10 protein-coding genes are annotated in these 12,600 nt (G+C 39.1%); 1 reads left to right on the forward strand and 9 read right to left on the reverse strand.

Annotation, left to right across the window (positions count from 1 at the left end):
• Positions 1 to 17: 17 nt before the first annotated feature.
• The 9 genes from FVA69_RS02140 to FVA69_RS02180 form a co-directional block, all read right to left on the reverse strand.
• The gene (locus tag FVA69_RS02140) at positions 18 to 716 is read right to left on the reverse strand and encodes a helix-turn-helix domain-containing protein (protein WP_231136903.1); all 699 of its coding nucleotides are present in this window, start codon (positions 714 to 716) and stop codon (positions 18 to 20) included.
• 624 nt (positions 717 to 1,340) lie between these two features.
• Positions 1,341 to 2,567: an SGNH/GDSL hydrolase family protein gene (locus FVA69_RS02145; RefSeq protein ID WP_115166486.1), complete on the reverse strand. Its 1,227-nt coding sequence runs from the start codon at positions 2,565 to 2,567 to the stop codon at positions 1,341 to 1,343.
• The gene (locus tag FVA69_RS02150; RefSeq protein ID WP_164528329.1) at positions 2,539 to 3,708 is read right to left on the reverse strand and encodes an SGNH/GDSL hydrolase family protein; all 1,170 of its coding nucleotides are present in this window, start codon (positions 3,706 to 3,708) and stop codon (positions 2,539 to 2,541) included. The genes FVA69_RS02145 and FVA69_RS02150 overlap by 29 nt, the downstream gene beginning before the upstream one ends.
• On the reverse strand, positions 3,695 to 5,113 hold the full coding sequence (locus tag FVA69_RS02155; RefSeq protein ID WP_123382758.1) for an MBOAT family O-acyltransferase: 1,419 nt from the start codon (positions 5,111 to 5,113) through the stop codon (positions 3,695 to 3,697). Before FVA69_RS02155 ends, FVA69_RS02150 begins: the two co-directional genes overlap by 14 nt.
• A 736-nt stretch (positions 5,114 to 5,849) precedes the next feature.
• The gene (locus FVA69_RS02160; RefSeq protein ID WP_109912620.1) at positions 5,850 to 6,659 is read right to left on the reverse strand and encodes a protein bax; all 810 of its coding nucleotides are present in this window, start codon (positions 6,657 to 6,659) and stop codon (positions 5,850 to 5,852) included.
• Between the two features lie 491 nt (positions 6,660 to 7,150).
• Positions 7,151 to 8,296, reverse strand: coding sequence for a DUF4056 domain-containing protein (locus tag FVA69_RS02165; RefSeq protein ID WP_164528330.1), 1,146 nt, complete (start codon positions 8,294 to 8,296; stop codon positions 7,151 to 7,153).
• The gene (locus FVA69_RS02170) at positions 8,296 to 9,441 is read right to left on the reverse strand and encodes a BamA/TamA family outer membrane protein (protein ID WP_164528331.1); all 1,146 of its coding nucleotides are present in this window, start codon (positions 9,439 to 9,441) and stop codon (positions 8,296 to 8,298) included. Before FVA69_RS02170 ends, FVA69_RS02165 begins: the two co-directional genes overlap by 1 nt.
• The gene (locus FVA69_RS02175; protein ID WP_164528332.1) at positions 9,441 to 10,442 is read right to left on the reverse strand and encodes a hypothetical protein; all 1,002 of its coding nucleotides are present in this window, start codon (positions 10,440 to 10,442) and stop codon (positions 9,441 to 9,443) included. The genes FVA69_RS02170 and FVA69_RS02175 overlap by 1 nt, the downstream gene beginning before the upstream one ends.
• Positions 10,443 to 10,678: 236 nt before the next feature.
• Complete coding sequence (locus tag FVA69_RS02180; protein ID WP_004915146.1) at positions 10,679 to 10,861, reverse strand: hypothetical protein; 183 nt, start codon at positions 10,859 to 10,861, stop codon at positions 10,679 to 10,681.
• Between the two features lie 253 nt (positions 10,862 to 11,114).
• Between FVA69_RS02180 and FVA69_RS02185 the strand changes: the two genes are divergently transcribed.
• Positions 11,115 to 12,572, forward strand: a complete 1,458-nt coding sequence (locus FVA69_RS02185) for a DUF4026 domain-containing protein (protein ID WP_117163013.1) — start codon at positions 11,115 to 11,117, stop codon at positions 12,570 to 12,572.
• The last annotated feature ends 28 nt before the right edge of the window (positions 12,573 to 12,600 follow it).

Consider the following 12,600-nt stretch of genomic DNA (forward strand, 5'->3'; position numbering starts at 1 on the left):
ACATTTTAAATTATAAACTATTTGAAGAGCGAAAATGTTGCTGCGGATTGTGCGTGAAAATTTTTAAATGCCAGTAAAAAATAAGGAATATCATCATAGCCAACTTCTTGAGCAATACGTGACATAGGCATATTTTCTGTTTTCGATAATATCATCGCTTTATTCATTCGCGACATTAAGCTAATTTTGGAAAAACTGGTATATTCACTGGCCAGTCGTCGTTTAAGTGTTGAAGAACTCATATGAAGTTTTTTCGCGATAGTATCTAGAGTATGGCATTGCTTACCCGCACTATGAAAAATTAAGTCATATACTTTATCTTTTATCGAAATATTTATTGATGCATATAATGTAGGGGTAAATTCATTCACCAGTAAAAAAAATGACAGAATAAAATTTAAATGAATATGAATAATATTATGGTTGGTAGGTGAGTTAACTTCTTTAATGGCAGAGTTAAATACATTTTCAATAATTGGGTTTTCTTGTAAGTTAGTACAACAGATTTGACTAACTGATGAAGTTTTTTTCTTATTAATAAATAATGCAGATTGTTGTTGATAAAAGGATTTTAACATATCTGTGGTCATTGGAAGTACATCTACAGCTAGCAGATTTTGACTATCACGATTAATTATCTCAATTGATACTCCTTTAGGAAGAAAACAAATATCTGAGGCTGTCAGTTTTTGCCATGGGCCTTCTTCTATTCGCATGTCAATTTCACCCGAGCTCAGTTTAAAGAGTAGGGAGTGAGTTAGATAAAAGCTATTTTTTATTTTATTTGATAGGGTTTCAATATAGGTATGAAACGATTTTACACAGAAATTAGTCGACATTTTTGAACCTAAATAAATATTACCTACGATTACTACCGTAAAATTATTCTGGTTGTGTCAAAGAATTGTTCACGGTTTCCATTTTTTAACAACAAACCCTGAGCTTGCATAAGATGAAAAGCGGTTTGTCATTACCTCCTTGCTTTATAAACCTCAGCGTATGCGATGTGGTTTACTAGAAGGGACGCAGGGATACTAATTTTATGCGGTGTATATTGATTTAATTAATGGTCACGATTTTTTATGTTTTTTAGAAGGAAAAATAAATTCGAAATTAGTCAGTAGTATTCCGAGAGTGACGTTTTTAATTTGTTGTTTTTATTTGAAATAATTATTTTAGCTTTAAAATTGGAATTGGATTTTTAGAGTGACAAAAAGATAAGTAAGAAAAAAGCTAAAGTGAAATAGCCACTATTAGGCGATAAATATTAAAAATAGTAGTCAATAAAAAGGCAGGGTACGTTGAAAATACCTCTGCCTTATCGTGCATTGAGTCAGTAATTAATTCAATATTTGGCTTAACTGACTATATAAACCTTGAGCACTCTTTTTGTACCCTTCAACAGAAAGGTGAACATTATCTGGGCGGGCTAAATCTTGCGCTGCCCATGTGCGAATTGAACAAGGGCCACCCATAAAGGCTTGCCAGTCCCAAAATAACGTATTTTCCTGAGCAGCAACCGTCTTTTGAATTTGAATCACACTCGTTAAATTTACTGGCATTTGTGCTTGGCAACTCGCTGCATTATTAAATTTAAGTGAATCATTCGGGCCGATAAGTAAAATAACGCTGTTGGGCATTTGTTGGCGAATTAAGCGGATTTTGGCACGTAAATTTTGCTCATAAGCGGCTAAATCTAACGTATCATTAAACGCTTCATTGGTTCCATAAGCTAGAATCACCATATCAGGCGACATTTGCGCTAAAGTTTCGCTCCACTGTGGCTGCCATTTATCAGCCATACTCAATGTTGCACCATTGAGCCCAAGCGCTGAAAGCATCACCCCTGGTTTTTGCGAACGCACTAACCACCCACCGATTTTTAACCCATTACCTTTATTAACAGTAACCTGAGCAGGAAGTTGGGTATTTACAGGGGATGAAAAGACCCACTGGTTCCCCGTGGCGGGTAATGCAACGCTGGGGGAAACAGCTGGAGCGACACGCATTTGTGAATCTCCTGCGCTTTGATAGAGAGTTTGTAGCTGGTAAGCCCCTAGCGCCGGCTGTAAAGGCTTAAGCACCACTTTGCTGTTGGCAGCTTGTGGTTCGGCAATTAGCCCACCAAGTGGGTAGTCAAAGCGCTCATCTTTACGGCTTGAAGCCAGAGACCACTCTTTCTTTTCACTCATACGGTTAATGGTTGCGGTACGTTGTCCCGGTACTGAAATAGGTGGAATGAAGCCTGGGCCCGCATCCCCATAGCGTTGCTGGAACAAGGTTCTCAAATTGCCACTGAAAAAGTCAGCAGCGGTGTGTGAATCACCAATTTGGACGATGTGCACTTGTTGGCTGCCTTGGCGTAGCTTTTTCGCCAGCAGTGGCAAATTAGGCTCTGCGTTATTGATCAACTGCCCTTGTGCAACCGCAGACTGGCCTTTGGGTAGGCTAGTCGTACGTGTTTTGTCTGATGTGTTCTGGCAAGACAATAAGCCCAGCGATAAAAGCGCAATCACGCTACCCGCCAATATTTTGGACTTAGCTTGACACAGTTTGTTCAGTTTCATGAGGTTCCTTTTCTTCCTCTTCTTCGAAATGAATGAGTGAGAATACTTTTTCAGCAATCAATTGTTGGCCTTTTCCGCTGAAATGGATCCCGTCACCACTTCGCAATTTAATTGTACTGCTTGCATCACCGATATAGTCAGAATAGGTATCGCCTTTATATTTAAAGACATCATTAACAGAAAAGTAAATTTCGCCGTTATCCTCAACTTCAGATTGGTAGAGGCTACTCAAGAATTTCATACCATCGGAGAGCGTATTTTTACGCATATTAGGGGGGCCAACCCAAATAACATCAACATTGTGCTGGCGAGCGGTCGATATTATATCACTAATCCGTTCACGGTACACTTTTTCCCAATCTTCACTTTTAAATTTGACGTATTTATAACCCGTTTGTGGTGGCATATCCCAAGGGTCATTAGGTCCTAAAAAAACGACGAGAACCTTAATGTTCGGGTTATCATTCAATGCCTTGGCAATGGTTTGTGGCCAATTGAAAAAGCGTGGATATGCTAATCCTGTACTTTGTTTGCTTAGATTAATGCTATCAATATTATATTTTTTCAAGAGCATGTTTTTAACATGTGGAGCAACACCTTGCATCATGGAGTCCCCCGCAAACAGGACTTGTTGGCCTTTTTCAATATTGGCTACATGTTTTGGCACGATTGGCTGATCTTTTTTGATAGTAAAACCACCAAAGTTAATTTTGGGGTTTTTCTCCCTAGCTTGTGGTCGTTTCAGGCGTTCAGGGAAGGTAATCGATAAGCTTTCAGCTGGATAAATATAGCCATTCACAAAATGAAGGCCAACTTGAAACTCGGTGGGAAAACTGAGTGTTTTGTCTTTATTAGCCAATGCGATTTTTGCCGCTTGCTTGTCTTCTTGTGCTTTTTGCCCTGATGCGTAGTAAGTAAATAGGCTTCCCGCTTCAAGTGCACCATCATGTAAATAAGCTCCATAATCCCAGATAGGATTCCCCGCCATTTTTGCCCATGGGGTATCTTGGTGATATTTCTGCTGCCAAAATCGTTCTAGTGAGCTTTGATTCAACCAAATTAATAATAGGCCGGCAACGAGGACAATAAATAAAATCTGCCCAACCTTGATGAGGGTATTTTTAAACTCAGAAGTTAGCATAAATAAACCCCGGCATACCTGAAGGAGAAAGCATAAACATAATGGTTAGAATAATCGCGAGCGGAATAGGGTAATAATACCAAGGAATAGTTTGGTATTTTTTCGCTACATAATGGTAGGCTTGTACAAAATAAGGGTAGGTAATCAGTAGTAGCCAAAATGCGACTAATAGCCCCAAGCTTGCATTAATAGAAGCGATAAAACCAGGTGCAGTGATTTGATTTACTATTAGCAGTGCATCATCAAATGAGGCACTACGGAAGAAAATCCACGCAAAGCAGACAAAATGGAAAGTAATAATGCGCGACACCCAAACTGATAATGTTTTATTAGGGATCACTTGAGTCCATCCTAATTTTTCCATGCATAAATTCTTAAGATTGAGCAATACAATCCCTAATCCATGAATGGCTCCCCATACCACAAATGTCATTGCAGCACCGTGCCATAACCCTGAAATGACCATAGCAAGGAATACATTAGTATTCATACGACTAAAACCTTTGCGGTTACCGCCAAGGGGAATATAAATGTAGTCGCGAATAAAGGTTGATAAGCTGATATGCCAGCGAGCCCAAAACTCTTTTAAATTTGCAGCTAAATAAGGCGCATTAAAGTTAACAGGAACTCTAAACCCTAATAATAACGCGATGCCTGTCACCAGATTGGTATAACCAGAGAAGTTAAAGTAAATATTCCAAGCATACGCATAGGTTGCTATTAGAATCTCTCCCGCACTGTAACCCACAGGGGCATCAAAGACAGGGTTTACAAAATTTTCAGATAAGTAAGAGCTAAATAAAAACAATTTCACCAGTGCTAATGATATAAGCAATATGGCTTTTCGAGGATCTAAAACCTCACGGCTTTCAGCTTGTATTTGAGGAAGAAAGTTCTTCGCACGATTGATTGGCCCCGCAACGATGCTGGGAAAAAATGCAAGGTATAGTGTCACGTCAAAGAAATCGGCTTTGGGAATTTCTTTGCGACAAACCGATACCGTATAGCTTACCGAGTGGAATACATAAAAGGAGAGGCCAAGAGGTGCGAGTATTTCCAATATAGGAAGACCAACACTAAAACCAAATTTGTCGAGTGTTTGTTGGATAGTCTCTTGAAAGAATGAGTAATATTTAAAGGTGGTAAAGAAAACAATAATGACGGCGGTAAGAATACCGTATATCCATCGACTAGAGAGCCAATTAGTTGCCACATTGGTAAGCAAATAAATGATCAGTGTGTAGCTAAATAAAATATAAGCAAAGTCAGGGCTAAATGAATAAACAAAAAAATAGCTAGCAGTGATTAATAAGCCATTCTGTAGTTTTGCACTGGGCTGACAACCCCAATAAATAAGAAAAAAAATTAAGAAAGAGCCAAGAAACTCAAAAGAGAAGAAATTCATATTAGACTCAAAGATGTTAATTATTTTGTTAGAAGGTGAGGGTATATGATATTTGATCTCTTTTTCTATGCAATCAGAATATTGCTCGTCATATTTCGAGCGGTGACTTTGTTGGCTACGTTCAGCTACCCTAGTCACATACTTATGTATGCTCCTAGGGATAGCCTCTCTTGCCGCCTCGCCACCACTCGAACTATTTAGAGCAATAGCGCCAATCTAAAATAATGAATAAAAATCATCAAAAAACAAGTAATGCATTTGATTGGTAGTAGGGGCCCTCTCTTGCCGCCTCGCCACCATTCGAACTATTTAGAGCAATAGAGTCAATCTAAAATAACGAATAAAAACCATCAAAAAAACAAGTAATGCATTTAATTGGCTGTAGGGAGCCTCTCTTGCCGCCTCGCCACCATTCGAACTATTTAGAGCAATAGCGCCAATCTAAAATAATGAATAAAAACCATCAAAAAACAAGTAATGCATTTGATTGGTAGTAGGGGCCCTCTCTTGCCGCCTCGCCACCATTCGAACTATTTAGAGCAATAGAGTCAATCTAAAATAACGAATAAAAACCATCAAAAAAACAAGTAATGCATTTAATTGGCTGTAGGGAGCCTCTCTTGCCACCTCGCCACCATTCGAACTATTTAGAGCAATAGAGTCAATCTAAAAAACAATAAAAAAATCCACTTAACGAAGTGGATTTTTTTTATGTCTTGTACCTGGTGATACAAAATTAAATGCGAGTGGCTGCTCTTTGTTGAGCTTGTGTAATCAATTCTTCATTACTCGCGTACATCTCTTGTAAATAGCGGTTATAGGTTGAACCTAACTCTGAGTACCCTTTCATATCATTGATTAGCTTTTTAGTATCTAGCTCATCTTTTGATAGGCGTTGCTTTGCTCGTGAAGTACGCAGTGACTCATAAGCATTATGGGTATTCATGTTCTTCATATAAGCAGTCACAGTATCTTCTACAGAAGTATAGGAAGAATAGCCTTTGACTTTACCTTTCTTAGTTTGGCAGCCGCTACCGCAGCGCATACCAAATAAATTACCGTTTTGCAGAGCAAGTTGTGAAGTCCCCCAGCCAGACTCTGTTGCTGCTTGTGTTGCAACTAAGTGCGTTGGCATGATGTCGACACGACTCAATAGTTTGTCCCAATTTAAACGTTTTGGGTTACTACACTTCATACCATAACTATTACAGATTTGCTCAAGACGGCGCAATTCTTGGGCGCTCCACTTCTTGTTAGCCCGTACTGATAACAACCAAGTACGTTCAGCCATGATCTGCTTATTCACTTTTTCTATAACAGGGACAACCGTTTTCAAAAATGCTTTCTTTCGAGGTGTACCAGAAGGGTATTTACGTAAATCAGGGAGTGAGGTTTTAGCCTGACTTACATTCTGTTGCACAGTTTTATTAGTATACTCTTTATTGAGCATTGTGCTGGTACTGGTGGAGCCCATACTCAGGCTCGAAAATAAAAGTAAAAATAAGAAAGCGAAGACGGCGTTTGTCCTCATCGTTCGAGAGGGCATTTGCTTCTCCTAAGTATCTCTGAACAAAATTCGAGCGAATATTAGCAGATTAATTTTTTACGAGCTACATTTATCCGGGTGACATTAGGGAAATTTCTGTATTATTTTGTAGACTTTTTTATATTATTATGAATTTACTGATTTTAATTGGTATAAAGTTTCTATTGGTATATTTTCATATGAAGAATAATAAATTAAACTGTTCATTTTTGTGGTGACTGAGCTTAACTTAAGTTAAATTTGAGTAAAAAACATACAGTTCATGTAGTTATTACAGGGTTATTTTGTCTGAAAAACAAGCAGTTGATAGGCTGTTTTTTAACCAAAATGAGATCTCCATCGTTTTATTAAAGCCTATCGAGGTGACAAAAGTGAAATAAAATTATTATCTGTAAATGAGTAAAAAGTGATATTTAGCTTAAATTTTAAGTACGGTAATGTCAGGGCAAAGATTTATTGAGTGATTAATATGGATATCATAAATAGGTCTTTTAAGGTTTTAAAATTTGTTGCAGTAAATCTTGTTGTTTCGCATCGTCCGCTAGCTGTTGAAAATCTGACACCGTCCAATAAGAAGTTGGTTTGGGGAGCAGTTTCATATCATCAGTAGGGAGCAAACGCAGTTGTGCGAGCAATGACAAATCATATTTGAGATAGCGATCAGGCAACGTTAAAAATAAGCCTTCAGACGGCATAATTTGTGGAGGCATCAGAGGGTAACGTTGGTCACTTGTTTGGTAATCTCTTATTAAAACAAGAAATTTCTCCGGAACTCTACGGTAACTGTTCCACCATAAACCATCAACGCTATCAAATATTTTTCGCGTGGTTTTTCTATCTTTGCTACCGAGCTGGTGAAGTGCCAGTGGAAGAATATTTTCCATTGATTGAGAATAAGTGGCTAAAGAGTCTGCTCGGCCTTGTAGTATCAAAGTTAAGGCAAGACGGGAACCAAGTAAATTTGAGTACAGGTCTTCAGGGGAAAATGCGGAAATCCCTTCGGAAAATCCTGGTACAGATTGATAACCATACCACTGGGCAATTTCATGCCATACCGCGAGCTGGAAAGCCAATTTTGCGGCTAAGTAGGCGCTTAGGGTATAACGTTGTTTGGCAGATTGTGGTGGTTCAAATGCACTGAAATGAATTTGTCTATCCGCTAACTCTTCACTAAGTGACAGCGACCATTGTTGACCAAGGCGTGGGTAAATTTGGCTAAATAAGTAAAAAGTATAATCTGCAGTATCTCTGACATGGGAAATATCAATAAACCCGCTTTTATCTGTATAGAGTAAGCCTATTTTTTCATTACTGAGCCCCATTAATGCAGCAGAGGCACCTAAAAAGCTGTCATTATAATGATGTTCACCGAGGCTATCTGCTTCAACGATATTATCGATAGTGTAAAACGGGACAGGTAATCCCCACAGTTCAGCTTGCAAGTTGTAGCCAAAAGCGCAGCAAGCGCGCAAACCTTGTGGAGGAGCTAAGGAAGCAACCACAGGCCAAGCTTGTGAGGCCGCTTCAAAAGTATAGGGGGTAATTACAGGCTCAATGGCAGGCAATTCCAGTTTGTCATGACTTTGGCAGGCGGCTAATAAAAGCGCAATCCCCATTGCCAGAACCCATTTGAACATTAAAATGCCTCCCCAACCTGAAAATACACCCCGGTACTGTTGCGGCCGACACCTAAATCCAAGCGAACATTCATTCTTGGTTTAAATTCAAAACGGTAGCCAACACCTACGGTGGGCAACCAATGCCCTTGACCTAATTCGGACGCAGTATCGCTCATGGTTCCTGTGCCTAACCAACCAACAACGCCATGGCGCCAATCGAGTTTATGGCGGAGTTCTATTTGGCTGGTGAATATATTGTTATCACGATAACGGCCTTCGTAATACCCGCGCATACGGTTGCCATTACCGAGTAATGATAGCTGGTTCCACGGTACATTTCCGCTTGAAAACCTTGCATAATTGTCGAATGCAATAACAGTCTCTTCGGCTAAGGTATGGTAATAGGCATATTGTAATTGGGTGGTTTGGAAGCGTGTATCGCTACCAAGGTTAGGTGTAAAATAAGTATAAACAGCCTCAAAAGTTTGCCCATGATAGGCATTGGGTAGAAAATCTCGTGTGTCATAGCTGTAATATGCACTGATGCCTGAATTTAACACCGAACGGCCCCCAATTGACTTGGAGAAATACTGTTTCGCACCATCATCAGGATCGCTGGCATTGATTGATGAGAAGTTCCAACCGAGCCCTACATAAGTAGAATCAGTCAGTTGGTATAAGGCTCTTGGAGTTATTTGGAACTCTTGAGAATGGTACTTTTCTTTATTGTGATCGTTTTTCCCTGCAGAATATCCCTTACCCCAATAATAAGTGGGAATATTGTTAATGGTGCCGGAAACAAATAACCGCCACTGGTCGTTATCAATAAAATTATAATTGGTAAAATTTAAGCCAAATGCGCCGGTCGACGACGCAAAACCGCTTAAGCCAATAGAAGATGGCTGGGTTTGTTTATCTTCTTTATCTATTCGATATAAACCAACCAGTGCGGTGCCAATACCAATGCCCATTTCGGGGGTATAAAATGGCCCTGGTAATATGCCCCAATCTACAGTTTTACTTTCATCAAAGCTATTTTCCCCACCGAGATCGTTTAGCCAGCCATCGATTTGCTGGCGGTCAGGAAGAAAATCAGCTTTAGCAGGAAAAATAATAAAAAGGCTGAGCAAGACCAGCCTTTGAATAATTGCCGAATGCCACATTAAAAACGGAATTCTCCAGATACAAAGAAGGTATTACGGTTATTAAAACCGAATTCAGTGAGTACATTAAAATTACGCGTAAACTCGACACGAGCACCGACAGTATTATTCCATTTATGAGCAAGGTGTTGTTTTACATCAAATTTCATCCCCGGCTCATCCATTGAATTTATGATATCTTGAAATTTGCCAGGTAAATTGAGTTTACTGATATCACCTTTAAAACGTTGAGTAATATCTTGATACATTGCCCCAGTCCAAACTTGAACTTTGGTATTACCTTGCCCATCAATTAAAGGGTCGAAAGTAAATGTATAACCAATTCGAGGGGAAATGATTAGCGCCTTGATATCACCATCAAGAATATCAAGGTCAGTTTTTGTATAGTTTAAATCTAACGTTGTGAAAAAGTCGTTATAGCCCCCAGCTAAGGTAAAACCAGCACCATATGTTTTACCTTTGAAATCTAAATCAAAAGGTTGACCTTTTAAAATAGGGTCTAATGGCATAACGAATCCACCACCAAAATCAATATTCCCACCTTTTAACGTAGTATGAGACTTACCTTTTGTATGGCCATAAAGCCCATAGATATTTAAAAATGGAAAAACCCAAGAATCTAATTTTAAGGTATGAGTTTCACTTTTTTGACGTGTATGCCCAGCTTCAATATGTAATGCATCTGAAAACTCAGGACTTTCAGGTGTGATAAAACCAATTTTATCAACAACAATATCTTGGCGCATATTCATATAACCATAGCTTGCTCCAAAAGGTTCCGGTAAATCATACCCTCGAGCGCGGGCCTCATCGCCCCAAATCGGCAGTACTCGTGACTCTGTGGTAGAAGAACGAGTAATGCCGCCTTCGCTATTATTTTGTGGTACTCCAGATTCACTTACAGAGACTGAAAATAATGGACGATCGCTATCGGCAAAGCTCACAGACATGCTCATAATAGAAGAAAGGATCAGTGCAGTACTGAATTGAATGCGTTTCATAAAATAGGCTCAATATTTGGACAATAAAGGAGTGTAATAGATAAATTGTTATTAGTCGTACAGTGATGATTAGAATTCTATCATTAGAAATTCATTTTTAGATGGCGCTTAATGCTTTTTTGTTGGTAAATTGAGCTAAATAAATGCGCGTTTATTATTCATTTAAAATGGTTGTATGAAAGGGATAGGGCAGGTGCCGATATAATAAACAATACCGGCACGGAGCAGGCAAAAGGCTATTTTTTAGTTTGCTGATGAAACTTAACACGCTCATGAAAATAGGCTTTCAAATGGTCTTCCATTTGGTGAATTTTTTCTTCTAAGGCGTTGACCAACACTTCATCGCTATTCATATCGAAAACGCGTTGCATTGCGAGATCATCGACATATTCTTTTTGTGCTTTGGTTAAATCAGCCATATTTGAATTACCTTTATTGAAATAGAACTTTTTGCTTCATCAATATAAAGCAAATTAAAGAAAGAGCATTATTGTGCCTCAGTCAATACCGTATGAAAAGTAGAATAACTGATTGTCGAATAATGATTATTTGTTAACTTAGTTGCAATACGAAGGATCAAATCACAATCTCAGTTTGTTAAGAATAATCACAATATTCTTAATGAATATAAGCTGATATCCTCGCCACAGTCACTTATTAATAGGTCTGAAAATGAATAATAAACAACACTACCTTGATACCGCAGCAGGTGAGGGCGAGAAAGAAGCATCAATGATGGTTGCTATTCCTGGTTCTGAGCTGACGTCTTTATTACTTGAGCAGCGTTTAGAAGAACAAACTTATTTCACCGAGGGTGAGATAGATTACATTCCAGAGGATGGCGGTTTTTTCTTTAGCTGTAAAAAAGATGAAGAAGAATTACGTTTTTATATCGCTTTAGTGGATAGCGACCCTGAATATACCATCAACCCTTATTTTGCCACTGACCCAATCAGCCCTGAGTTGTATGCAGAAGCAAGTGCAGCCCCTCAAGCGGTAATTGTTGAGTGCTTATTTCAAGGGCAACCATTAGTCAATTATCTGCAGCAGCTAAAGGTTATTCAAATCTTGGTGCCCGATCTATTACTGGGCTTGGATATTTCTGCCGCAGGGAAAGTGTTTACTCGTGAGTGGCTTAATTTCCAACTCATTGATGATTTGATGCCAAGCATTGATTCTTTGTATGTTGTTCATGCTATTTATGACCAAGAAGATAACGAAGACAAGCCGGAAGAAGAGCGTGCTCCGACTATGTATTGGTTCCACACGCACGGTTTGGCACGTTGTGGTTTGTCGGAAGCGGAAATTATTATACCGCACCCGATTGCTTCTTATTATGGTATTCCCGAACTGTTTTGGAGCTTCGTGAATAACAGCATTACTCACGGGAAAATCGTGTTTAATGAGCCCATTTTTATTGGACAAACCCAAACGGGCTATGAGTATTTAGTTGCAGTACCGTTTGAAGAAGGGCTGCTGCATGTAGGGAAATCAACCCCAATTGATGACTTAAAACCACTAGAAGAGATGAACTTCGAGTTTGGAGATACATCATCAGAGCGTTTTATGGGGGATTGGCATGATAGAGATGAATCTCATCAACACCCATCCGCTATGCTGTTCCGTGTGACACAAGAAAACCCAGTATTAGAAAGTTTCTTTGAAGGTTTTGAAGATCAAAACGCCATGATGTTTATGCGCACCGATGAAGAAACAGCAGATATGTCGCGTAAAGCTAAATTGCGTTGGGAATATTTCACCCATATGTTAGATAACTATGGGCCAAAACAGGTCGCTCAGAAGAAAGGCTTTTTTGCCAAATTCCTTGGTAAAAACGAGGAAGCTGAAGATTCTGAATGGCGCTTTTTAGTGAAATGCGGTATTGGCTACCATGATGCGGAAGAAGATTTCGATGGTCATGAACATATGTGGTTTGAACCTGTTTCTTGGCATGGTGACCAATTTGAAGGGCGCTTAATAAACCATCCTTTTTATGTGCAAAATATGCAAGAAGGGGAAGTTTATCCATTAACACGTGATGATATTACGGACTGGACAATTTATTTCCAAGACGGCAGCTATACTCCGGATACGATATATAAACTGCTAAGTGGTACTCAAGTTCACTAACTCGTCATACTTCAAGCTGCATGGGTGT

It is taken from the genome of Providencia sp. PROV004 (assembly GCF_011045615.1).
GTDB classification, from domain to species: Bacteria; Pseudomonadota; Gammaproteobacteria; order Enterobacterales; family Enterobacteriaceae; genus Providencia; species Providencia rettgeri.